Below are 24,118 nucleotides of genomic sequence, written 5' to 3'. Positions count from 1 at the left end.
CCCTACCCCTGGGGAATTCAGATGCCAACGCACGGGCGCCGAACTGCAACGGTGGAATGGGCAACAGCGAAATAGGGTTCCAAGCAACCGCGCAATGTCGGCTTCGGGCAAAAAGCGGTCCACTTCGCCTAGGCTGCTTAATCCGCAAACTTGGCATCACGATGGATTGATCTGTCCCGCCCTCGCCTACTTACGGTAAATGGGTGTTTTGATAAGTAGGAAAACAGCCCAGTAACGCCAAGCTTCATGCCAGTTTGTGTTTGGGCTGCACGAATGCTGCCAGTGCGACTTTCTGCGGCAGGGGAATCTGCCAAGCAGCCTAAGGTTTGCTAGGCGCAGGCTCAATAATGCAACCAGCTTCGTGCTCCCACTCGCCGCCCTTGTGAAAACACCACTCCATACGCGCTATGTCATATACGGGACGCCCGTACAAAACTGCGACAGTTGCAACCACACAGAGGCCGCACAAGATTGACCATTTACGAAATAAATTAGTAGCCGATGGTTTAGCCATGAACGAAGTCTAGCCCAGCGACTTGGCATTCAACATCGGCAACGGCGGCAGTCGCCAAGTCCAACAAGTCAACGCTATGGGGTTGGCGGTGGCGTGCGCCCCCATCCAGGGAAGCACGAGGGTCATATATCAATCAAGGAGATGGCACAGTTCGATCATCGCTATCGTGGCGAGTGAGCGGTGCCGATCGCTCGTGCGATGACCTGGACTCCCTGATCGATAAGGTCTTCGGGGACACATGCATAGCCCAGCAGCAGGCCCCTGCGTGCCTTTTCTGGGCTTTGGTAGTAGTGCGACAGCGGCCGCGCGAGAATCTGCTGGGCTCGAACTTCGTTGCTGATGCGCACATCGTCCAACTCGTCGGGCAGCAGGAGCACCAGATGCAGTCCCGCATCCTGCGAAGCGACGGGCCAGTTCGGGCCCAAGTGGCGAGTGATCGCCTGGCGCAAAAGGGCGTAGCGTTTGGCGTACAGGTGGCGAACGCGGCGGATGTGCGCAGCGTAGTGACCTTCGGCCATGAAATCGGCCAACGCCGCCTGTTGGACGAGTTGCCCTTCGCGATACAGCTCCGACAGGGCCTGCGTTGCACACACGGCGATGGACTTGGGCAGGACCATGTAGCCGGTTCTCAGACCCGGAAACAAGGTCTTGGAGAAGGTGCCCATGTAGATGACGCGCTCATGGCTGTCCAGTCCTTGCAGCGATGCCAGCGGGCGGCCTTCGAAGCGAAACTCGCTGTCGTAGTCGTCCTCGACGATCCAACAGCCTGTCCGCTGGGCATAGTCGATCAGCATGAGCCGCCTAGGCACGCTCATGGACATCCCCAGGGGGTATTGGTGGGAAGGGGTGGTGAAGATGAAGCGTGGCGCAGGACCATGGAACTGTTGTTCACTGGGCGCCATGCCATGGCAATCGACAGGCACCGGGACGACTTCGATACCATTGCTCGCGAGCACGCTGCGCGTGCCCCAGTAGCCGGGATCTTCCATCCAGGCGCGGTCGCCCGGGTCGCCCAGCAGGCGGGACACGACGTCGATCGCTTGGTGGATCCCCGAGGTAATGACGATCTGCTCGGGTTCGCAACGCACGGAACGGGCGAGATGCAGGTGTTCCGCCAGAGCACGCCTCAGCGCCGGGTGCCCGCCTACGGTGCTGTAGCTCAGTGTCTCGGAACTGGGGCGGCGCCAATGTCTGTTCAGCAGGCGCAGCCAGACTTTGCGGGGAAAGAGTGAAACGTCAGGGACGCCAGCCGCGAATGCGCCCCATTGGCGATCCGATGCACCGCGTCGGGCGAGAAGCTGGGTACCCCGCGCGGAGAGGGTGGGAGAGCTGGACGCGGGAAGTTCGCCGAACGGGGCGGCGGGGTCGAGGGAGGGATGGCGCGCAGGCCGCAGAGGAACGTCGGCCACGAAAGTCCCGCGTCCCACGGTGGCCGTCACGTAGCCTTCGGCGAGCAACTGGTCGAAGGCGTAGAGCACCGTGTTGCGAGATACCCCGAGCTCCTGCCCCAGCACACGCGAAGGCGGTAGCCGACTGCCGCCAGACAACGAACCCTCGAGGATCTCGCCCTTGATCAGTTCATAGAGTTCTCGGTGCATCCATTCGCCATTGCGCCCCCCGGGAACCCAGGCGCGCTTTTGCAGCAGCAGTTCAGAGAGCAGGCTCGCTTTGACGGACATGCGGATTCGGTGTCAAGTGCTCCCCACCGCAGCCGGGGGGGGTGGGAAGACGATGTCGCGCTGGCCCTCCTTGAAATCGGCGACCGATTGCATCCAGGGCTCGCTCCCCGGCCAGAGCAATCCGATGGCGCCGCTGCGGGGCCGGTAGGACGCGGTGTAGAGGGTTCCGTAGCCACGTTGATAAGCGTCCTGAACCATCGGCGGAGACATCAGGGCCATCGCAATATCCTGGGCGCTTCCCGGCTGGGCGACGCGGGCCGCGAGCCAGCTCTGCCTTTCCACGGACCGGGTTGCCTTGGCATGCTCGGGCCACTCGATGTCCCGTTGATGGTTGGTGACGACTGCCTGGCGGACGACCTCGGCCTTTCTGTCGGGTGCGACGAAGACGGTCGCCCAGTCGGCCTGGCGATCGAGCATCGTGATGCTGTAGGTCGTGCTCACCGGCAGGCGCTCGAGCATGCGGACAGCTTCGCGGGTCGTCGTTGCCATTTCCAGCACATAGCGCAATACCAGCGGGACTCCGAAGCCTTGGCCAGATACCGCGCGGCCGCCGAATGACAATGAGCAGGCCAGCCCTGCCTCATTGATGCCGTCGAGCGCGCCCCACAAGCAATCGCTCATCGCCACCACGCGCGGCCCGAGCCAGCGTGTGGCAACCCAATTGCCTTCGAGCAGGGCCGGGGCATAGTCGTAGTTGCGCAGCAGCGCGGGCTCCTCATGGCCCGTGGGGTCGAGCCACACCGCCTGGGTGCATCCGCCGATGTACGGGGGCGGGCACCACAGGGACAGAAAGCGCGCCTCGACATCGCCCCCGCCAGCCAGATCCACCAGCGATTCCCACACCGGTACGAGTTCGGGCATGTGCTGGCGCATGGCGCGGCGGCAGTCCAGGTAGGTGGGGCGACCCACGGTGGCCGTGCGCAGAAACCAGGTGCGATAGGCGGGCCAGTACCGATCGAACCGGGCCTTCCACAGCGGCCCCGGCTGGTCCTCGACGGAAGCCTCAAAGCGCACCGGAAAATGAACTTCGTGGACGGTCATGGTCTTAGAGGATCTTGAAGGTGCCTGGCGTGGGGACATGCTCCTGCTTCACGATGGGCTTGCCAGCGTAGAGCCGCTGAATGCCCCGGATCCAGTCGCGGGAACGCACGTTGAGACGGAAGTTGTCGTTCATCGCCCGGCCCCGCGTGATGAGAATTCCGAGATCTGCGCCCTGGTAGCGGTAGTCGCCCGGCCCCGTGATACGCAGGAAGAAGGCTTCGCGCTCCGAGTCGATGGCACGCCGCTCGTAGTCGAAGCGTTGGTAGCCGATGGTGCCGTCGCCGGCCATGTGGTAGATGCCGGTGGGGGGCGCGTTGACCACCTGGTCGATCTGGTTGGAGGTGGATTTGATGATCAGTTGCGACCACGAGTCGATGAACTCCGGCCGGGCCCAGCGGTCGTTGATCTCCTTGACGTTGAGGTCGAAGGGCACGCCCGAGAACTCCAGCAGGTGAAACAGGAACAAGGGCGCATCGGCGTAGGCGAAGGCCGCGTGGTTGGTCATCGGGCTGGCACCGCAGATGCGGGGGTTGAGCTCTCCTAGATAGACGTCGCCCGTGTCCTGATCCACCAGGAAGTCGAGATCGAAGTAGCCGCGGTAGCCCTCCTCGAGTAACTGGTTGCCGAAGCGCTCGGCCATGGCGCGCGCCTTCGCCCGCACCTGCTCGGAAAAGGCGCCAGGGAAGATTTCGTTCCCGCACCAGCCCCCTTTGTAGGGCGTCAGTTCCTGCGCCCCCACGACCTCGGTCAACAGCGGGCCCACCAGCGTGCCGGACTGCGTGGCACACGCTTCCAATGTGGCGCCCCGGCAATTGATGCGCTTCATGATCTTGACCTCGGCCTCACCGACGATGTCTTCCTTGTGTTTTTCAAAATCGGCTTCGCTCGCGATGAAGAAGGTCGTGTGGCCGGAGTCGCCGAAGGCGGACTGCACCACGAGATCCGTCCCCAGTCCCGCACCCTCGGCCACCCGGAGGAGTTCCGCGTAGCTCGTGACCTTCTGCAGCGTGTTCGGCACCGAGCGCACGCCAGCCTTGTTGCCGATCCGCACGGTCTCCATCTTGTTGTCGCAGCGCTGGCGCAGGGCGGCGGGCGGGAACCACACGTCCATGCCGAGTTCCTTCGCCAACGCCTCGGTCTTCTCGTCGAACATCAGGAAAGTGGCCACGGGGCGGCCTCCTCGCCGCTCGATCAGGTCGATCACCTCCTTGTGCTGCAGGAGATAGTTGTTGATGTCCTCGATGGACTCGAACTCATCGTGGGGCGTTTCGCCGGGCACGAAGACGTTGGGGTGTCTTCCGTCGAAGCAGTCGATGTAGCTGATGTAGCGGAAGCGGTTGACCCACCGATCGATGCCGAGCAGGTTGAAATTGGTGGCGCTGATGAAGTAAATCGGGCGCTCGTTGCGATGGAACATCAGCAGCATGTCGGCGATGGTCCTGATCTTCTGGCTCATGATGCGTACTCCATGGTTTTTCTTATGACGGCGAGGCATGTTCAGGTGGGCTTGACCAGCGGGCCAAGGGATTGGAGGTAGCCGTCCGTGGCGCGGCGCTCGTACACGGGAAAATCGCAGGCGCGGTCGCGGAAGCTCTTCAGAGGCTGCCCCAAGGTGCGCAGGCCGCGCTCCCGCTCCCGGCGCACGCGTTGCAGATCCACGTCGATGGCGACGATCTCGTCGCCGGCCTGCGATTCGTGCAGCACGTAGCCGGAGGGGTCGCAGACGATGGAACGGCCAACGCCGCCGTCGCCGACGCCGTTGATGTCAAAGAAATAGACCTGGTTGGTCACCGCCGAGGCGCGGGCGATGGCGAGTTCGACGTCGCGGTCGATGGTGTCGGTCATGGTGGGATGGAGGATCACCTCCGCGCCCAAGGCCACCAGGGATCGGGTCGTTTCGGGGAACCACATGTCGTAGCAGATGGACACGCCGAAGCGCCCCACGTCGGGCACGTCGAACACGCAGAACTCAGTGCCGCCCTCGACGCCCTCCTCGTAGGGGCGGAACGGGAACAGCTTGCGGCAGCGCGCCACCACGTCCCCGTGGGGATCGATCACCGGAGTGGTGTTGTACACGACGGTGCCCTGGGGGGTGTCCACCGCTTCGAACATCGACCCAGGGATCAGCCACAGCCCGGTTTCGCGCGCCAGCTCCCGCAGGCGGTCCTCGGTCGGCCCGGGCAGCGGCTCGGCCTTGTCGCGGCCTGGGCCCAGCGGGCACAACTCGGGGAACAGCACCATGCGCACCCAGGGGAAGCGCTTGCGGATGTGCTGCATGTAGCCGCCCATGCGTTCGACGTTGTCATGGGATGCCGAAACGTACATCTGCACGCCGGCAATGCCGAAGTTCGAGAGAGTCACTCGCAGTCCTCCAAGAAGATAGAGCCAGATGGCAAAGACAAGGGTGGGTCAGGCACGGGCGGCCGCAGCCGCGGGCGCAGTGACGGGCGGCTCCCACGCCTTGCCGGGAATCGAGGCGATCAGGCGACGGGTGTAGTCGTGCTCCGGCGCGTCGAAGATCCGCGACGGAGGGCCAGACTCCACCACGCCGCCGCAGTGCATCACGATGACGTGGTGGCAGATCTGGGCCGCCACCCGCAGGTCATGCGTGATGAACACCAGCGCCAGATTCAGCTGCTTTTGCAGCCGGGCCAGCAATTCCAGCACCTGGGCCTGCACCGAAACGTCCAGCGCCGAGACGGACTCGTCGGCGACGATCAGCTTGGGCTGCAGCGCTAGGGCGCGTGCGATGCCGATGCGCTGGCGCTGGCCGCCCGAAAACTGGTTGGGGTAGCGGTCGAAGGCCGAGGCTTCCAGCCCTACCAGTTCCAGCAGTTCGCGGGTTCGCCGGTGCGCTTCGGCGGTCGGCACGCCGTTGGCGACAGGCCCATCGGAGATGATCCGGCCAACGGTGTGCCGCGGATTCAGCGACGCGAAGGGATCCTGGAAGATCATCTGCACGTCCTTGCGCAATGGGCGGAACTGGCGCTCGCTGAGGGTGGCCAGATCGCAGCCGTCGAACAGCAGTTGCCCCCCGTCGATTCCGGTCAAACGCAGCAGGCACTTGCCGATGGTGGACTTGCCGGAACCCGATTCGCCGACGATCCCCAGTGTTTCGCCGCGCCGCACGCTGAAGCTCACGTCATTCACGGCATGGACGACGCGCTTGGGGGCGAACCAGCCGCCGCCGGTGGCATACGTCTTGCGCAGGTTGCGAACCTCCAGCACGGTCTCGGACTGCGCGGACGATGCCTTGCGTGCGAGTCCGTGGGGGACGGCGCCAATAAGACGTCGGGTATACGGGTGCTGGGGCTGATTAAGCACCTGGTAGGCGGGGCCGATCTCCACCAAGCGGCCCTTTTCCATGACCGCCACCCTGTCGGCGATCTCCGCGACCACACCAAAGTCGTGGGTGACGAACATCACGCCCATGCCTTTTTCCCGCTGGATGCGGCGGATCAGTGCGAGGATCTGCGCCTGCGTCGTCACGTCCAGCGCCGTCGTGGGCTCATCGGCGATCAGCAGGCTGGGCTCCAGCGCCAGGGCCATCGCGATGACGACGCGCTGGCGCTGGCCGCCCGACAGGCGGAACGGGTAGCTGTGGCGCAGTGTCACGGGGTCGGGCAGGCCCACGAACTCCAGCAGCTCCAGCACGCGGCGCTCGCAGGCCTGCGGATCATGGCTCCGGTGCACGCGCATGACCTCGGCGATCTGCTCGCCCACGGTCATCAGGGGATTCAGCGCCGACAGCGGCTCCTGGAACACCATGGCCATGTCCTTGCCGCGCATGCCGAGCAGGGTGGTCTCGTCCTGCAGCAGCAGGTCGCGCCCCTGGAACAGGATGCGGCCGGTTTGCGGCACGAGCCCGGGTGGCAGCAGGCCCATGATGGCGTTGGAGCTCATGGACTTGCCCGAGCCTGATTCGCCGACGATGCAGAGGATTTCTCCGCGCCGCAGGTCGAATGAGATGTCCTGCACGGCATACGGGCGGTCCGCGCCCTGCGGCAGGGCAATGCTGAGTTCCTGGATGGACAGCAGCGACGCTTGGGATGGAAGGAAGTTTGGCATGGGGAGGCTCCTATTCGCCGCGCTTGCGCAGTTGCGGATTGAGGGCGTCATTGAGACCCTCGCCGATCAGGTTGATGGCGAGCACGGTCAGCAGAATCGCCACGCCGGGCCACACACTCATCCACCAGGCCTCGCGCAGCATGGTGCGCGAGGCGCCGATCATGAAACCCCAACTCATCATGTTGCGGTCGCCCAGCCCGAGGAAGGACAGCGAAGACTCGGTCAGGATGGCCGTGGCCACCATGAAAGAGGCCGTGACGATGATGGGCGAGAGTGCGTTGGGCAGTATCTGCGTGAGGATGATGCGCAGCGGCTTCTGGCCGATCACCACGGCGGCCTGGACGAACTCCCGCTGCTTGAGGCTCATGAACTCGGCGCGCACGAGCCGCGCCACCGGCGGCCAGGACACCACGGCAATCGCGCCGACGATGGTCACCACCGAGGGGCTGAAGATGGCCACGATCACCACCGCCATCGCCAACTGCGGGATGGTCTGGAAGAACTCGGTGAAGCGCATCAGCGCATCGTCGATGCGGCCGCCGCTGTAGCCCGCCACGGCGCCGACCAGGATGCCGAGCACCAGGGCGACCACGGTGGACACCACGCCCACCAGCAGCGACACGCGCGCGCCATAGAGCATGCCGGCCGTGAGGTCGCGCCCCAGCATGTCGGTGCCGAAGGGCAGCGCTGCATCGGTGAAGGGCGCGACGAGCGGCGCGGCGACCATGTTCCACGGGGATTCCTCGTAGAACACCGACGCGGTGGCGGCAAGGAACACGACAACGAGGAAGATCAGCACACCAAACAGCGCGCCGTAGTTGCGCGCGAAACGGCGAAGAAAGGACTTCATGTGGAGGCTCCTTGGCTGGCGGCGATGCGTGGATCGACGAGGCGATAGACGATGTCGGTCACCAGATTGAAGGCGACGACCAGGACGGACGTCATGAAGAAGATGCCCAGTAGCAACTGGTAGTCGCGCTGCATCAGCGCATCGAACATCAGGCGGCCGATGCCGGGCCAGGCGAACACGGTTTCGGTGAGCACGGCGCCCCCCGCCATCTGGCCGAGCTGGATGCCGGCGAAGGTGATGACCGGCAGCAAGGCGTTGCGCAGCACGTGCACGCGAATCACGCGGCGAGCTGGCACGCCCTTGGCGCGGGCGGTCTTGACGAAGTCCATGCCCATCACCTCCAGCATCGAGGCGCGCGTCAGCCGGACGTACACCGCCATGAAGAAGCAGCCGAGCGACAGCGTGGGCAGCACCAGGTGCCGGGCGATGTCCAGCACGCGATCCAGCCCGGTCAGGTTGGCGCCGATCGACTCCATGCCGAAGGCTGGCAGCCACCCGAGCACCACCGAGAACAAAATGATGGCCATCAGCGACAGCCAGAACAGCGGCGTGGCATACAGCAGCAGCGCCCCGGACATCAATGTGCTGTCAAGCCAGCGTCGGCGGTTCTCGTAGCGTGTGCGGGCCGCCAACACACCCAGCGCCACGCCCACCACGATGGAGAACAGGAAGGCGCCTCCCATGAGCAGGAAGGTCGCGGGCAGCCGGTCGAGGATGAGGTCCAGCACCGGCAGCCGGTTGCGATAGGAATAGCCGAGGTCGAGCTGGGCGACGCCCGCCAGGTAGCGGCCCAACTGCACGACGACAGGCTTGTCGAGGCCGAACTGCTCGCGCAGCTGGGTGACGAAGACCTCGTCACCGGCCCCGGCCTCGCCGGCCAGCACGGTGGCCGGGTCGCCGGGCGCCATGCGGACCAGGAAGAAGTTCAGGATGACGACACCCAGCACGACCACCAGGGCCTTCGCGAGTCGAGACAGAAAGAAAGAGAGAAAGTTCATCGGTGGCTCCGTGCACAAGGGCGAAGGCAGGGGGCCGGCGCCGAAGCACCGGCCTGCGTTTCAACTCACTTCTTGTCGATGTAGACCTTGTCGAACGATTCGTTCAGGCCGATGGCCGTGGTGACCAGGTTCTTCACGTTGGCGCGGTAGAGCGTGGGGAACTCCATCTCCAGCAGGTTGGCGTTGGCCACCTCCTCCGTCAGCAGCTTCTGCACCTCGCTGTAGGCGCGCTGGCGCTCGGCCGGGTCGAGCGTGGAACCGCCGCGCAGCCAGAACACATCCGCCTTGGCGTTTTGGTAGCCCTGCACGTTGGCGAAGGGCGAACCCTTGACGATGTTGCTGCTGCGGTAGAAGCGCTCCACGCCCAGGGCCGGGTCGCCGTACTGGTAGGCGAAGGTGACGGTCATGTCGAAGTCCCAGTTGCTCACGCGGCCGGACCAGCTACCCGCGTCGGACGACTCGATGCTCACCTTCAGGCCAATGCTCTCCAGCATCTGCTTGATGTATTCGTCGAGGCGGTCCCAGTTGGCGCCGTAGGAGGTGGACAGGATCTTCACCGGGTACTTGCCCACGTCCACGCCCGATTCCTTGACGAGCTCGCGCGCCTTCTTCAGGTTGAAGTCGAACGTCGGAACGTTCTTTTCATGGAACAGCGTCGTGGACGTGAAGGGGCCCGTCGCCGGCTTGCCCAGGCCGAAGAAGATGTTGTCGGCGATGAGCTTGCGGTTGAGCGCGTGCATCACGGCCTGGCGCACCTTGACGTTGTCGAACGGCGGCTTGCGCTGGTTGAGGGTGAGGTAGGCCATGGGCGAGAACAGCTCCCAGCCCTTGGTCGTGTAGTCCACGCCAGGAATGGCGCGCAGCCGCTTGACGTCCACGTTGTCCACGTCGCCGCCGCGCAGCACCTGCACGTCGCCGCGCTCGAAGGCCACGGCGCGCGAGGCCGAATCGGGGATCACGTTGAAGACCAGTTCGTCGAGGTAAGGCAGGCCCTTCTTCCAGTAGTCGGGGTTGCGCACCAGCTTGATGTAGGCGCCCTTCTTCCATTCCTTGAACATGAAGGGGCCGGTGCCCACCGGGGTCTGGTTGGCCGGGTTCTTGCGATAGTCCGTGCCCTCGTAGAGGTGCTTGGGCATCATCGGCATGGTGCCGACCTCGAACATCATGATGAAGGGCGGGAACGGGTTCTTCAGCTTGATTTCCAGCGTGCTCGGGCTCACTGCGCGGACCGAGGCGACATACTTGAGGAGCACCGCGCGCGTGCGCACGTGCACCTCGGGGAGCAGCATGCCGATGGTGAACGCCGCGTCATCGGCGGTGAACGGCTTGCCGTCGTGCCACTTCACGCCGCTTTGCAGCTCGAACGTGTAGGTCAGGCCGTCCGGCGAAATGGTCCAGCTTTTGGCCAGTTCGGGACGGGGCTTGAGATCCGGGCCGTAGGTCAGCAGGCCCTGGTAAATCTTGCCGGCCACGTACTGCGTCGGCGCCTGCGAGTTCATGGCGCTGATCAGTATCGGCGGCTCGGGCTGGACGATGGCCGACAAGGTACCGCCGCGCGTCTGGGCCGAGGCGGTGCCCACGGTGCCAAGCGCGGCCGACACCAAGGCCGCAGCCAGCGCCAGTGCAGGCACGGCGCGCAGGGAAGAGAGGGGCAAAGGGTTCATGGGAATTCTCCTGAGAAGTGGGTGGAAAGAGTGGTGTCAGGTACCGAGCAGCACGCGAGCGACGGACTCGCCCGCGCGCAGCCTGGCCAGGGTGCCTGGCTCGGCCCGGTCGGAGGTCAGCGCGTCATCGACCACGCGGGCGGCGGTACCTGCGTCGACGAACAGCACGCCGTTGTCGTCCGCCAGGACCAGATCGCCCGGGCGCGCGACAGCGCCGCCGCAGCGCACGGGGACGTTGATCCGGCTGTGCCCGCTGCCGAGTAGCTTCGTCGTCAGCAGACTGGTGCCGCGAGCAAAGACCGGAAGCTTTGTCTCGCGCAGCTCCAGAATGTCGGTGACGACACCATCGACGACGATGGCCAGGGCACCGGCGCAGGCGGCGGCGCAGGCGGTGACCGCGCCGACCGGGGCGTGCGCATGGTCGCCGCCCATGTCGATCACGAGCACATCTCCCGGCCTAAGGCTGGCGAGCGCCTGATTGACGGCGATCGCATCGGCGTCGACCAGTTGCAAGGTGACGGCCTGGCCGACGACCTTCACGCCGGGCACGAGCGCGCGGATGCTCGCGTCCGCGAAGCCGTCTTCCAGAAGATGGCCCAAGGTGGGGAAGCTCACGGCCTGGAGGCGGGCGAGCAAGTCCGGGTCAATGCCTCGATGGCTCACGACGCACTCCCGGTCGCCACGGCCGGCCGCGCGGTGCTCATGTCATCCCGCTCCCTACCCAGCGTTTCCGCGAGCAGCCACAGGCAGATGGCGGAGAGGATGGCCGAGCCGATCATGTACCACGCGATCGACGATCCATGCCCCGTGGCCTGCAGCAGCGCCGTGGTGATGATGGGGGTGGCCGCGCTGCCCAGGAGGCCGGACAGCATGTAGGCAATGGACAGGCCGGAGTAGCGCACCTTGGCGCCGAACAGCTCGGCCAGGAAAGTGGCGATCGGGCCGTAGTTGGCGGCGAACGCGGTCATCATCAGCAGATAGCCGAGCAAGGCGCCGCCGAAAGAACCCGTATCCATGAGCCAGAACAGGGGGAAGGCCAGCAGGGCCTCGGCGGCGATGCCGGCGAGGATCACCGGCTTGCGCCCGAACGTGTCGGAGAGCCGTCCGAAGGCCGGCAGCAAGGCAACGCACAGCGCGCAGGAGAGAAGCACCACCGTGAGCATCTCGTTGCGAGTGTGGCCCAGGGTCTGCGTGCCGTAGGTCAGCCCGAAGGCCACCAGCAGGTTGTACGAGGTACCGGTGGACATGGTGGCCACGCCCCCGAGCAGCACCTGGCGCCAGTTGCGCAGGAACACCTCGAACAGCGGGACCTTGACCTGCTCGTGTGATGCCTTGACCTTGCTGAACGACGGGGTTTCGGAAATGTTCAACCGGATGTACATGCCCACGCCCACGAGCACGATGCTGGCGAGGAAGGGAATGCGCCAGCCCCAGGACAGCATGTCCTCGGTGGGCATCAGCGCGTTGCTGATCAGGAAGACGAGGTTGGCGATCAGGGTGCCGAGCGGGACGCCGATCTGTACCCAGGAACCGTACAGCCCCCGGCGATTGGCGGGCGCGTGCTCGACGGCCATCAGCACGGCGCCGCCCCATTCGCCACCCAGGGCCAGCCCCTGGATGACGCGCAGCGTCAGGAGCAGGATCGGGGCCCACACGCCGATCGCCTTGTAGTCCGGCAGCAGACCGATCGCGAAGGTCGCCAGGCCCATCATGACGAGGGAGATCAGCAGCATCGACTTGCGGCCGACCTTGTCGCCGAAATGCCCGAAGAGCGCCGCGCCCACGATGCGAGCGACGTAGGCCGCGGCGAAGGTGCCGAAGGCCAGCAGGGTGCCGACCAGTGGATCGAACGATGGGAAGAAAATCTTGTTGAAGACCAGCGCGGATGCCGTCGCGAAGATGAACAGGTCGTACCACTCGACGGTGGTGCCGATGACACTGGCGACGGCGATGCGCTTGATGCTGGGTTTGCGTTCCGCTGCGCCTGCAGCTGGGAGAGTGTGATTCATGGTGGTTCCTCTTTTGTGTGGCGGGACTCAATCCCTCAAATCGATCCAGGTGGTCTTGAGGTCGCAGTACTTGTCGAGTGCATGCAGCGACTTGTCACGGCCGAAGCCCGACTGCTTGACGCCGCCGAACGGCACGCTGATGTCGCCGTCGGCGTAGCAGTTGACCCAGACCAGGCCGGCGCGCAGCCGGCGCGACAGGCGGTGGGCACGGCCGACGCTGCGGGTCCAGAGGCCGGCGCCGAGCCCGTAGACCGAGTCGTTGGCCAGCCGGATGGCATCGTCTTCCGTGGCGAAGCGCTGCACGGCCAGCACCGGTCCGAAGATTTCCTCGCGCACGATCGACAGATCCTGCGACGCGCAGTCGAAGATCGTCGGCTCGATGTAGTAGCCGCCGGTCTCGGTGCGCACGCGCTGGCCGCCCGTGCGGAGCGTGGCGCCCTCGCGGACGCCGGCCTCGATGCGGTCGAGCACGCCTTGCATCTGGCGTTCGTCCACGATGGCGCCCATGGGGGCGTCGGGGTCCAGCGGATCGCTGGGCGCCATGGCCTTGGCGTGCACCGTGAGCCGCTCCATGAAGGCGTCGTAGATGCCTTCTTGCACATACAGGCGCGAGCCCGCGATGCACACCTCGCCCTGGTTCACGAAGATGGCCTGGGCCGCGACGAGCGCCGCCCGGTCGAGGTCGGGGCAGTCGTCGAACACGATGTGCGGGGACTTGCCGCCGCACTCCAGCCAAACGCGCTTGAGGTTGGAATCCGCCGAGTAGCGCATGAAGCGCTTGCCGGTGGCGGTGGAGCCGGTGAAGGTCAGGCAGTCCACGTCCGGGTGCAGGCCCAGCGCCTGGCCGGCAGCGGCGCCAAGTCCCGGCACCACGTTGAAGACCCCCGGCGGAATCCCCGCTTCGGCCGCGAGCGCGGCCAGGCGCAAGGCGCTGAGCGAGGACTGTTCGGCGGGCTTCAAGACCACGCTGTTGCCCACGGCGAGCGCCGGAGCGACCTTCCACGCGGACATCATCAGCGGGAAGTTCCAGGGCACCACGGCGGCCACCACGCCCACGGGCTCGCGCGTGATGGTGGCGATCGCGCTGTCGCCGATGGGAGCGACTTCGTCGTAGTGCTTGTCGACGGCTTCGCCATACCAGGCGTAGCAGCGCGCGGTCTCGGGCACGTCGAAGAGCAAGGCGTCGCGCACCGGCTTGCCCATGTCGAGCGCCTCGATCAGCGCCAGTTCCTCGGCGTGCTGCTCGATCAGCGCGGCCAGCCGCTGCAGGCGCAGCTTGCGTTCGCGTGGCGCCAGGCCGGACCAGACGCGACTGTCGAAGGCGCGCCGCGCCGCGGCCACCGCGCGGTTGATGTCGGCTGCGCCGCAGGCGGCGACGTCGGCCAGCTTGCGGCCGTCGATGGGGCTAATGCAGGGGAAGGTGGCGCCGTCCGCGGCAGGCGTGTAGCGCCCGTCGATGTAGGCCAGGCCGTCGAAACGCAGGGTTTCGGCCTTGGCACGCCAGTAGGCGAGGTTGTGCAGTTCCATGGGAATCCTTGGATGGGAAAAGGGATCAGCGCGCGGTGCCGGCGCGCGTCAACATGGCGTCGAGCAGCACGTTGCAGCCCGCTTCGAGGTGCTCGGGCTGGGCATCCTCGATCTCGTTGTGGCTGACGCCGTCCTTGCAGGGCACGAAGATCATGGCGGTGGGATGGACCATCGCCATGTGCACGGCGTCGTGGCCCGCGCCGGTGACGATGTCCATCGCCGGCAGGCCGCGGCGCACCGCGCTCTGGCGCACCATGTCCACGAGTTCCGGCGCGAAGGGCGTGGGCTTGTTGTATTGGGCGAGGCGCAGGTCCAGCCCCACGCGGTGGCGTTGCGCGATCGCCGCGAAGGACTCGCGCAGGCGCTGGTCCATCGCGTCCAGCGTTTCGGCGTCGATGTGGCGCAGGTCGACGGTGAAGTCCACGCGTCCCGGGACGACGTTGCGCGACGAGGGATGCACGTTGAGCACGCCCACGGTGCCGCGGCCGTGCGGCAGGTTGTCGTTGGCGATGCGGATCACCACCTGCACCAGTTCACAGGCCGCCACCAGGGCATCCTTGCGCACGGACATCGGTGTGGGACCGGCGTGCATTTCCATGCCGGTGACCGTGACGTCGTACCAGCGCACGCCGAGCGAGCCGGTCACGGCGCCGATGGTCTTGTGCTCGGCTTCGAGCACCGGCCCCTGTTCTATGTGGGCCTCGAAGTAGGCACCGACCGGACCGCCCACGGGCTCGGTGCCCGCGTAGCCGATGGCTTTCAGTTCATCGCGCACGCTCTTGCCTTCGCTGTCGCGGGCGTCGAGCGCGGTGTCCAGCGTGAAGCGTCCGGTGAAGACGCCGGAGCCCATCATCACGGGCAGGAAGCGCGAGCCCTCCTCGTTGGTCCAGATGATCAACTCCAGCGGCGCCTCGGTCTGCACGCCGCGCTCATTGAGCGTGCGCATCACCTCGAGCCCCGCCATCACGCCGTAGCAGCCGTCGAACTTGCCGCCGGTGGGCTGGGTGTCGATGTGGCTGCCGGTCATGACGGGCGGCAAGGCGTTGTTGCGGCCGGCGCGCCGGCCGAAGATGTTGCCGACCTGGTCGACGCGGATGTCCAGGCCGGCGTCCTTCATCCAGCCGACCACCAGGTCGCGGCCTTGGCCATCCAGCGCGGTCAGCGCCAGGCGGGCGTTGCCGCCCTTGGGCGTGGCGCCGATCTTGGCCAGGTCCATCAGGGACTGCCAGAGGCGCTGGCCATTGATGGCGATGCCGTGAGTCGTGTCAAGCATGTTCATGGTGTGGGTGCTCCCGTGTCAGTTCGAAGGGGTGGCGGCCTGCTGCCGGGCATAGGCGGCGTCGCGGATGCCGGAGAGGGTTTCGCCGGGGGCGATGCCATCGGCGTCGTAGCGCAGCTCGATCAGCGCGGGCAGCTTTTCGCGGTCCGCGAACGCGCAGGCGCGGGCCAGCGCCGCGGAGAAGTCCTCGGTGCGCTCGACCACCTCGCCGTGGCCGCCGTAGCTGCGCACGAGGGCGGTGAAGTCGGGGTTGGTGAAGGACAGCGCGATGTTGCGACCGGGAAACTCACGTTCCTGGTGCGAGCGGATCGTTCCCCAAATGCCGTTGTTGAAGACCAGCACGACCACGCCCACGCGGTACTGGAGCGCCACGCCCAGTTCCTGCAGGTTCATCTGGAAGCAGCCGTCGCCCGCGTAGCAGACCACGGTGCGGTCCGGGTCCTCGAGCTTGGCCGAGATCGCCGCGGGCAGCCCGTAGCCCATGGAGCCCACAGTCGGCACCAGGCTGGTGCCAGGGCCGGTGTACTGGCGGTAGCGGTGCGGGTAGAGCGCGTAGTTGCCGGCGCCGACGGTGATGCAGGCATCCGGTGGCAGTTGCTTGGCTGCGATGGCAGCGGCCATGTCGAGTGAAAGTGGGCCCTTGGAGGGAAGGGGCTCCAGGCTGGCCAGGTACTCGGCCCGCGCCGATTCAACCCAGGCCTTGCGCTGCAGCGGCTCGCGGGGGGACAACGGAGCCAGGGCGCTCGCGAAGCTTGCGACGTCCGCGACGATGGCCTGCGTCGGTGCGAAAACACGCCCAAGCTCACTGGCGTCCGGGTAGACGTGGATCAGCTTCTGGCGCGGCATCGGGCTTTCAATGACCGTGTAGCCCTCGGTCGTCGCCTCGCCCAGGCGGGTACCCACGGCCAGGATCACGTCGGCATCGCGCAGGCGCTGACGCAGCTCAGGCGTCATCGCCCAGCCGACGTGGCCGGCCGCGTTGGGACTGCGCTGGTCGAAGCACTCGAGGCGCCGCCAGGCCGTGCCCACGGGCACCTGGAAGCGCACGGCGAAGTCTTCGACATGGCCCATCGCCTCGCGCGTCCAGCCCGTGCCGCCCACGATCATAAAGGGACGCTCGGCTGCCTCCAGCAGCGCCGCCATGCGCCGCATGTCGTCGGCGCCCGGGTGGCTATAGGTGCGGGTATAGCGCGGCAGGTCGGCGACCTCGGCGGTGCCCCAGAGTGTGTCTTCGGGCAGCGCCAGCACCACCGGCCCAGGGCGGCCGCTGGTGGCGACCGAGAAGGCGCGGGCGATGTACTCGGGGATGCGCTCGGTGCGGTCGATCTGCGCCACCCACTTGGCCATCTGGCCGAACATGCGGCGGTAGTCGATTTCCTGGAAGGCCTCGCGCTCGTAGAAGTCGTTGCCCACCTGGCCGATGAACAGGATCATCGGCGTCGAGTCCTGGAACGCGGTGTGCACGCCGATGCTGGCGTTGGTGGCGCCCGGGCCGCGCGTGACGAAGCAGATGCCGGGCTCGCCGGTGAGCTTGCCCATGGCCTCGGCCATGTAGGCGGCGCCGCTTTCCTGGCGGCAGACGATGGGCTCGATGGCCCCCTTGTGCTCGTTGAGCGCGTCGATGCAGGGCAGGTAGCTCTCGCCGGGCACCAGGAACACGCGGCGGGCGCCGTGGATGCGCAACTGTTGCATCAGGATCTGGCCGCCGTTGCGGCGCGAGGGCGAGGCAGAAGTGGAATGGGTGGTCGAAGTCAAGGGAGTTCTCCGTGGTCTATCGGTCCGCGCCTAGGCGGTCCAGGTTTTGAATTCGGTGTCACGGGCCAACAGGCGCCGTGCCGTGTGGTAGTCGGGGCTCTCGACGGTCGCGCCGGCGATGGCTTCACCGCGGCGAGCCGCCTCGAAACGCGCCACCAGGTCCTTCGCGCGTTCCACCTGCTCGGCGGACGGCGTCAGCGCCGCATGGATTGGCGCGACCTGTTCGGGAAACACCGCGCACTTGGCCTTGAGGCCGATGCGCCGGGCCCAAACGAGATCCGCGGCCTGGGCCTGCGGATCGCGGTAGTTGAACGGGCAGTCGATCGCCACGCGGCCGGCGGCCCGGCATTCGACGTGGAAGCGGCTGCGCAGGTGGTTGAGCTCCAGGCTGTCCGGGCCGCGCTCGGCGCCCAGGTCGGCCGTGAGGTCTTCGGCTGCCAGCAGGCAGGCGCGGATGCGCTCGCTGGCCGCGAGGATGCTCTGGATGCGCACCACGCCGAGCGCCGATTCGATCGTGGGCACGATCTCGGTCGCACCGGCGGGCAGGCCCAGCTCCGTCTCCAGGGCGGTGATGGCCTGCGCCAGCGCGGCGATCTCGTCGGCGCTCTCCACGTAGGGCAGAAAGACGATGTCCGGGCTGCCGGGCATGACGCCCCGCAGGTCGGCCAGGCCATCGCCGGCCAGGCGGTTGATGCGCACCGCCGCAAGCGTTCCCTGGGCCCGGCAGCGCGCCATCAGCGCGGCCACGCGCGGCCGCGCCGCCGGGCGGTCGGCGGGCGCGGTGAACTCCTCCAGGTCGGCGACCAGCACGTCGGCCGCGCTGTCCAGCGCGGCCTGCTGCGCCTGCGCGTCCAGTCCGGCGGTGAACAGCCAACTGCGGCGCAGAACGGCCGGGCGGCGCAATGTATTGGCGGCGGGCATCATTGGACGTGCCTCGGCAGGAAGAGCACCAGATCCGGCACGAAGGTGACCAGCAGCAACACGCCCAGCATCGCGAGCAGCATCCAGCCCAGCGGGCGGATGGTCTGCATCACCGGCGTGTTGCCCACCTTGCAGGCGGCCATCAGGTCGACGCCCACCGGCGGATGGACCGCGCCGATCGCCAGGTTGATGGTCAGCAGGATGCCGAAGTGCACCGGATCGATCTGGTAGTGGGCGAGCACCGGCATCACCACGGGCGCGACGATGATGATGATCGGGATCGCTTCCATGAACATGCCCAGCAGCAGCAGCACCACGATCAGCAGAAGCAATACGGCGGTGCGACTGTCGGTCCAGCTCGCTAGTAGCGCCGCCAGCGCCTGCGGCACCTGCTCGGCCACCAGGATCCAGGCGAAGAAGCCCGAGGCGCCGATCATCAGCAGAATCGAGGCGCTGCCTTCGCCCGCCGCCTTGAGGCTTTGCCAGATGGAGCGCAGCGATAGCGTGCGGTACCAGAACAGGCCGATCAGCAGGGCATAGGTGATGGCGCTCGACGCGGCCTCGGAAGCGGTGAAGATGCCCAGCCGGATGCCGCCGATGATCATCACCGGCACCATCAACGCTGGCAGTGCGTCGACCATTGCGGCGCGCAGCTCGCTCCACTCAAAGGGTCGCCCACCTGCCCAGTTGTACTTGCGCGACTGCCAGATGGCCACGCCGATCAGCGACAGACTCAACAGGATGCCGGGCACGATGCCGGCCATGAACAGCTTGCCCACCGAGGTGTTGGTCGTCGTGCCGTAGATGATGAGCACGATGCTGGGCGGCACGATGGTCGCGGTCGTGCCCGCACAGCCCACCAGGGCGCAGCTGAAGCCCTTGTCATAGCCGTTGCGGGCCATGGCTGGCAACAGCAGGCTGCCGATGGCCACCACGTCGGCGACACCGGAGCCCGACAGCGCGCCGAACAGCAGGCAGGACATGACGGCGACCACCGCCAGCCCGCCCTTGATGTCGCCCACGATGGCGGCGCACAGCCGCACGATGCGTTGCGTCAGACCTGCGCGATTCATCAACTGCGCGGCGAGGATGAACAGGGGAATGGCGAGCAGCGTGAAGCTGTCCATCCCGGCGACATACTGCTGCGCCGCGACAGTGAGCGGGGCCGTATCAAAGATCGCCAGGTAGGCGAGCCCGGAGAGCACCATGCCGTAGACGATGGGCAGATCCACCAAAATCGTGAGAACGAAGGTGCCAATCAGGAAAAGAGCGCCGATTGACATGCCTTACTCCTGCGCAAAGGAACCGGCGTGCGCCGCGGACCAGGGTTCGAAAATCTGGGCCAGATGGACCACGGCCGTGAGTGCGCAGGCCACAGGCAAAGCGAGGTACACAACCCCGGCTGACACGTCGATAGCCGGCAGCATCTGGTCCATGGTGATCTGTGCCAGCTGCCAGCCTGCCCATCCCAAGGCGGACAGGCCGACCACAATGAGCGCGTGGTTGATGCGGTCCACCGCAGCCAGCACGCGCTGGTTGCGGACCATGAATGGCAGGAGTCCGGCCATCAGGTGGCCCCGGTCACGGCTGCAGGCGACGCCGCCGATAAAGGCAGCCCAGACCAGTACCAAACGGGGCAGCTCTTCGGCCCAGCGTGGCGTGGCATGGGTGACGAAGCGCTGGAACACCACGATAGTGATTAGCACCGCGATCAGCGCGCAAGCCACTGCGGCGAATGCCCGGCTCAAGGTCGCAAGGGCATGCGAGAAGCGTGAAAGCATCACTTCGCCTCTTGGTATTTCTTGACCAGACCCATCAGTTCGGGGCCGAAGGTCACTTCGTAGGACTTCCAGACGGGCGCCACGGCGGCGGCGAAGGGCGTTTTGTCCACTTCGTTGATCTGCATGCCCTTGTCCTTCAACTGGGCCAGGTACTGCTTGTCGCCCTCGGTGATCATTCGGCGCTGCTCGTTGCGCCAGTGGTCGGCCGCAGCCTTGACCACCTTGCGGTCATCGGGCGAGATGCGGTTCCAGGTTGACTTGGAGAGCACCAGGCTCGCGGGGCTCCACACATGGCCGGTCAGCGAGAGGTACTTCTGTACCTCGAAGAAGGACGAGGTGTAGATGATCGACAGCGGGTTCTCCTGGGCGTCGAACACCTTTTGCTGCAGTGCCGAGTAGAGCTCGCCGAATGCCAGCGGCGCGGGGTGGGCGCCCAGCAAGGTGAAGGCGTCCAGCCGCATCTTGTCGGGCGTGACGCGCGTCTTCAGGCTCTTGAGGTCGGCAAGTGTATTAATAGGACCACGGTTGTTGGTGATGTGGCGGTAGCCGTTCTCCCACCAAGACAGCAGTACCAGATTCTTGCTGTCGGCGATCTTTTCGAGGGCCGCGCCCAGCTCGCCGTCGTAGGCCTTGTAGGCCTGCGCTGCGCTGTTCCAGGTGTAGGGCAGCTCGACCACGCCGAAACGCGCGTCCACTGGCTGCAGCGAGCCGGTGCCGATGATGGCTGCGCCCTGGCTGCCGATCTGCATGCCCTCCACCATCGTCTTCTCGTTGCCGAGCTGGCCGCTGGGGAACAGGATGAAATTGATGCGGCCCGCAGTCTTGTCCTTGACTTCCGCAGCAAAGCCTTCGGCTGCCTTGTTCCAGCTGTGGCTGGCGGCGAGCACGTTGCCCAGCTTGATGTCCAGAGCGTGAGCAGCGGGTAGCGCCGTCAGCGAGAGGCCGATGGCGGCGAAGAGGGATGTGAACGTGCGTGAGCTTGAGTACATGGCATGGTCCTTGGTTGGAAGTGAAACGAGACGGGGGGTAGGAAAATGGGTCACGGAAAGGTTTTTTGGGTGAGGTGGCCGGTGTTTCAGAGCGACTGGGTCCGCATCGAGGCGGGTTGTCCCGGCAGCGCGATGCGGCGGCCGGTGTCGGTCAGCACGCCGTCAAGAATTTCGAGTACCCAGAGGTCGGCGTCGAGAAAGTTGCCGACATAGAGATAGCGGCTGTCGGGGCTGAAGGCGAGTCCTTCGGGCAATGCCCCGACGGGTAAAGCACCTGCGCGCTGGACGCGCGGGCCGTCGATGCGCAGCAGAAGCACCTGCCCGACCGGGTGGTGGAACCAGGCATCCACAGGGATGTTGGAGCCCTGCACGATCGCCACTGCGGCGTAGTGGCCATCGGGCGAGATGGCGATGCCCTCAGGCCCGTCTTCGACCATGATCCTGTCGATGACCCGGGGCGGCACCGTCTGCACGTCCACGACACTGATGCTGTCGGCGTGCCCGTCGGAAGCGGTGGGGCTGCCCATGTCTACCGTGAGCACCAAGCGCCCGTCGGGTGAGGCCGCGACGTTGTAGGGCACCGGGCCGGTGGTGATGTCTTCGCGCGGGTCGTGGCGCACCTGGCGGCCTTCGATATGCAGCACACCCAGGCGGTGGGCTTCGGTTTTCACGGCGAAAGCGCGGCGACCGTCGGCGGCAAAACTCACGGCGGTGACCTCGGCGCCCATGTCCACGTGACCTTCGAGCCGGACGCGGCCCTGCTCAATCGACAGCACCGACAGCGTGTGGTCAGCCCGGCAGGCTACCAGCGCCAGCGTGCCCTGTGGGTTGATCGCCAATCCCGAGGGCTGCAGTCCGACCTGGATGCGCTCCCGCACTGCAGGTGGCTCGGCCGCCAGGTCGATGACGTAGACCCCATCACCCGGCATGGGCTTCCAGTTGCCGCCATGGTCTGTCCAAGCCATGGGGTCGGCAACCAGCCCCAAGCGCTGGTCTGGCGTCACGGCCAGGTTGGTGGGAGGACCGAACACCGAGTTGGGCAGGGGCAGCCGGGCCACCAGTTCCGGCATGTCGGGGGGGCTGCCCACGTCAAAGATGCATAGACTGTCGTGACCCGGCGGCAGGAAGCGTATGCGGCCGTTGTCCCAGGTCACCTTCTCGTCGAGGCCGACCAGCAGGAAGTGCCTTCCCTGGGGGGGCGATGTCGAGGTGCGGCTCATGCGGGCACCCCTGCTGCGAAAGCGCTATCCGGCGGCAGCAGCGTCGCGCCGATGAGCTGGCGCGTGTAGGCATGGCCGGGCCGGAAATACACGGCATTGGCGGTGCCGCGTTCCACCACGCGGCCGCCCTGCAGCACGACGATCTCGTCGGCGAGGTGCTGTACCACCGCGAGGTTGTGACTGACGAAGAGGTAACCCAGGCCGCGCTCGCGCTGCAGTTCGAGCAGCAGGTTGAGGATCTGCGACTGCACCGACACGTCCAGTGCCGAGGTGGGTTCGTCGCAAACGACGATCCGGGGCTGCAGCATCAGCGCGCGGGCAATGGCCACACGCTGGCGCTGCCCGCCAGAGAGCTCTCGCGGGTAGCGCTGGGCGAAGGCCGACACCAGGCCCACGGCGTCCATCATCCGCCGTACTTCGGCGCCGCGTGAGGCGGCGTCGCCGATGCCGTGCACGCGCAGAGGCGCGGCGAGGATTTCGGCGATGGTGGCACGCGGGTTGAGCGAGGAATAGGGGTCCTGGAACACCATTTGCACGGTGCGCGCCCGCTCCAGCCGTGAAAGGGCTTGCAGCGGCTGCCCGTCGAGCAGCACCCGGCCTTCGAGGGGCGTGGCCAGGCCCAGCATCAGCTTGGCGATGGTGGACTTGCCGCTGCCCGATTCACCCACCAGGCCGACGGTGACGCCGGAGGCGATGCGGATGTCCACACCGTGCAGCACGCGTCCCGGTGGCGTGCGCCGGAACAGGCCGGCATGTCCGTAGGCGAAGGACACGTTTTCCAGTGCCAGGGTGCTGGCTGGCGTCGCGGTGTTCATGCGGCCTCCTGCATTGGCGTGCTGGTGCGGAGCGCGCCCGGCTTGATGCACAGACAGCGGTGTTCACCCTCGATCACGGCGGCAAGTGGTTCGCCGCAGCGCTCTTCGGCAACCGGGCAGCGATTCGCGAAAGCGCAACCCCGGATGGGCGCATCCAACGAGGGCACCGTGCCGACAATGGAGGGCAGCGAGCTCTTGGCGCGGGTACTGCCGGGCCGCGGAATGCAGTGCAGCAGCATCTGGGTGTAGGGGTGGCGGGGGGCGTTCAGCACGGCCTGCGCCGGGCCGGATTCGACGATGTCGCCGGCGTACATCACGATCAGGTCGTCGGCAATCTTCGAGACCAGGCCCAGGTCGTGGGTGATGAAGACCATGCCCAGACCGAATTCACGCTGGATGCCCTGCAGCAACTCCAAGAGTTCGGCCTGCACCGTCACGTCAAGCGCGGTCGTGGGCTCGTCGGCGATGAGCAGCTCGGGCCCGCACATCAAGGCCATGGCGATCATGACGCGCTGGCGAAGACCACCCGAGAGCTCGAACGGGTACTGCCGCAGCCGGTCTTCGGCGTTGGTGATGCCCACGCGCTGCAGCAGGTAAAGTGCCCGCTCCCAGGCCTCGCGCTGGCCAACCGGTCGATGTTGACGCAGCACATCGGTGAGCTGGGTGCCCACGGTGAACACGGGGTTCAGCGAGGTCATCGGGTCCTGAAAGATCATGGCGATGCGGGCGCCGCGCAGCCGCGACAGCGCGCTGGCATTCAGCGTTATCATGTCCTCGCCGGCGAAGCGCAACTGGCGCACGCGCCGCTCTGCCGCAACGGGCAGCAGGTCAAGTACCGACAGCGCTGTCAGCGACTTGCCGCATCCCGACTCGCCGACGATGCACAGCGTCTTGCCACGCTCGACCGAGAAGCCGACGTCACGCACCACATGCTTGGTCCGGCCGCCGGCGTGGATGTCGATGCACAGGCCATCGACTTGCAGCAGGGGAGAGAGGGCGTTCTTCATG

At 66.3% G+C, this 24,118-nt stretch carries 20 protein-coding genes; all 20 read right to left on the bottom strand.

Annotated elements, in window-relative coordinates; translation table 11 throughout:
- Positions 1 to 675 precede the first annotated feature (675 nt).
- The 20 genes from pdxR to PJE01S_RS21440 all read right to left on the bottom strand — a co-directional run bounded on the left by pdxR (position 676) and on the right by PJE01S_RS21440 (position 24,117).
- Entirely contained in the window at positions 676 to 2,193 is a 1,518-nt protein-coding gene (pdxR, locus tag PJE01S_RS21535) for a MocR-like pyridoxine biosynthesis transcription factor PdxR (RefSeq protein ID WP_084389695.1), read from the bottom strand.
- Positions 2,194 to 2,205: 12 nt separating this feature from the next.
- Positions 2,206 to 3,234: a C45 family autoproteolytic acyltransferase/hydrolase gene (locus PJE01S_RS21530; RefSeq protein WP_068835767.1), complete on the bottom strand. Its 1,029-nt coding sequence runs from the start codon at positions 3,232 to 3,234 to the stop codon at positions 2,206 to 2,208.
- Between the two features lie 4 nt (positions 3,235 to 3,238).
- Positions 3,239 to 4,690, bottom strand: coding sequence for a biotin carboxylase (locus PJE01S_RS21525; RefSeq protein ID WP_174548572.1), 1,452 nt, complete (start codon positions 4,688 to 4,690; stop codon positions 3,239 to 3,241).
- Positions 4,691 to 4,731: 41 nt separating this feature from the next.
- Positions 4,732 to 5,595, bottom strand: a complete 864-nt coding sequence (locus PJE01S_RS21520; protein ID WP_218017549.1) for a carbon-nitrogen hydrolase family protein — start codon at positions 5,593 to 5,595, stop codon at positions 4,732 to 4,734.
- A gap of 48 nt (positions 5,596 to 5,643) precedes the next feature.
- On the bottom strand, positions 5,644 to 7,302 hold the full coding sequence (locus tag PJE01S_RS21515) for an ABC transporter ATP-binding protein (protein ID WP_068835766.1): 1,659 nt from the start codon (positions 7,300 to 7,302) through the stop codon (positions 5,644 to 5,646).
- A gap of 10 nt (positions 7,303 to 7,312) precedes the next feature.
- The gene (locus tag PJE01S_RS21510) at positions 7,313 to 8,152 is read right to left on the bottom strand and encodes an ABC transporter permease (RefSeq protein ID WP_068835765.1); all 840 of its coding nucleotides are present in this window, start codon (positions 8,150 to 8,152) and stop codon (positions 7,313 to 7,315) included.
- Positions 8,149 to 9,150, bottom strand: a complete 1,002-nt coding sequence (locus tag PJE01S_RS21505) for an ABC transporter permease (protein ID WP_068835764.1) — start codon at positions 9,148 to 9,150, stop codon at positions 8,149 to 8,151. The genes PJE01S_RS21510 and PJE01S_RS21505 overlap by 4 nt, the downstream gene beginning before the upstream one ends.
- A gap of 65 nt (positions 9,151 to 9,215) precedes the next feature.
- Positions 9,216 to 10,814 (bottom strand): ABC transporter substrate-binding protein, encoded by a 1,599-nt coding sequence (locus PJE01S_RS21500; protein WP_068835763.1) that lies wholly within the window; start codon positions 10,812 to 10,814, stop codon positions 9,216 to 9,218.
- A gap of 36 nt (positions 10,815 to 10,850) precedes the next feature.
- Positions 10,851 to 11,477 carry an RraA family protein gene (locus PJE01S_RS21495; RefSeq protein WP_218017548.1) on the bottom strand — a complete coding sequence of 209 codons (627 nt, stop codon included), beginning with the start codon at positions 11,475 to 11,477 and terminating at the stop codon, positions 10,851 to 10,853.
- Positions 11,474 to 12,823 (bottom strand): MFS transporter, encoded by a 1,350-nt coding sequence (locus PJE01S_RS21490; protein ID WP_068835762.1) that lies wholly within the window; start codon positions 12,821 to 12,823, stop codon positions 11,474 to 11,476. The genes PJE01S_RS21495 and PJE01S_RS21490 overlap by 4 nt, the downstream gene beginning before the upstream one ends.
- A gap of 27 nt (positions 12,824 to 12,850) precedes the next feature.
- A complete protein-coding gene (locus PJE01S_RS21485; RefSeq protein WP_068835761.1) occupies positions 12,851 to 14,350 on the bottom strand; it encodes an aldehyde dehydrogenase in 1,500 nt (499 codons plus the stop codon).
- Positions 14,351 to 14,375: 25 nt separating this feature from the next.
- Complete coding sequence (locus PJE01S_RS21480) at positions 14,376 to 15,629, bottom strand: Zn-dependent hydrolase (protein WP_068835760.1); 1,254 nt, start codon at positions 15,627 to 15,629, stop codon at positions 14,376 to 14,378.
- A gap of 18 nt (positions 15,630 to 15,647) precedes the next feature.
- On the bottom strand, positions 15,648 to 17,321 hold the full coding sequence (locus PJE01S_RS21475) for a thiamine pyrophosphate-binding protein (protein WP_068835772.1): 1,674 nt from the start codon (positions 17,319 to 17,321) through the stop codon (positions 15,648 to 15,650).
- A 93-nt stretch (positions 17,322 to 17,414) separates the two neighbouring features.
- Positions 17,415 to 18,308: an HpcH/HpaI aldolase/citrate lyase family protein gene (locus PJE01S_RS21470; RefSeq protein WP_068835759.1), complete on the bottom strand. Its 894-nt coding sequence runs from the start codon at positions 18,306 to 18,308 to the stop codon at positions 17,415 to 17,417.
- Positions 18,305 to 19,588, bottom strand: coding sequence for a TRAP transporter large permease (locus PJE01S_RS21465; protein WP_068835758.1), 1,284 nt, complete (start codon positions 19,586 to 19,588; stop codon positions 18,305 to 18,307). The genes PJE01S_RS21470 and PJE01S_RS21465 overlap by 4 nt, the downstream gene beginning before the upstream one ends.
- Positions 19,589 to 19,591: 3 nt before the next feature.
- The gene (locus PJE01S_RS21460) at positions 19,592 to 20,086 is read right to left on the bottom strand and encodes a TRAP transporter small permease (RefSeq protein ID WP_068835757.1); all 495 of its coding nucleotides are present in this window, start codon (positions 20,084 to 20,086) and stop codon (positions 19,592 to 19,594) included.
- A complete protein-coding gene (locus tag PJE01S_RS21455; protein ID WP_068835756.1) occupies positions 20,086 to 21,075 on the bottom strand; it encodes a TRAP transporter substrate-binding protein in 990 nt (329 codons plus the stop codon). Before PJE01S_RS21455 ends, PJE01S_RS21460 begins: the two co-directional genes overlap by 1 nt.
- 86 nt (positions 21,076 to 21,161) lie before the next feature.
- Positions 21,162 to 22,295, bottom strand: a complete 1,134-nt coding sequence (locus tag PJE01S_RS21450) for a YncE family protein (protein ID WP_068835755.1) — start codon at positions 22,293 to 22,295, stop codon at positions 21,162 to 21,164.
- Positions 22,292 to 23,110, bottom strand: coding sequence for an ATP-binding cassette domain-containing protein (locus tag PJE01S_RS21445; protein ID WP_068835754.1), 819 nt, complete (start codon positions 23,108 to 23,110; stop codon positions 22,292 to 22,294). The genes PJE01S_RS21450 and PJE01S_RS21445 overlap by 4 nt, the downstream gene beginning before the upstream one ends.
- A complete protein-coding gene (locus PJE01S_RS21440) occupies positions 23,107 to 24,117 on the bottom strand; it encodes an ABC transporter ATP-binding protein (protein WP_068835753.1) in 1,011 nt (336 codons plus the stop codon). Before PJE01S_RS21440 ends, PJE01S_RS21445 begins: the two co-directional genes overlap by 4 nt.
- Position 24,118 lies beyond the last annotated feature (1 nt).

The sequence above is a fragment of the Polaromonas jejuensis NBRC 106434 genome (assembly GCF_001598235.1).
GTDB lineage: Bacteria > Pseudomonadota > Gammaproteobacteria > Burkholderiales > Burkholderiaceae_C > Polaromonas > Polaromonas jejuensis.
Note: the sequence above shows the minus strand (reverse complement) of the source record. Positions and strands in the feature narration are given on the sequence as shown.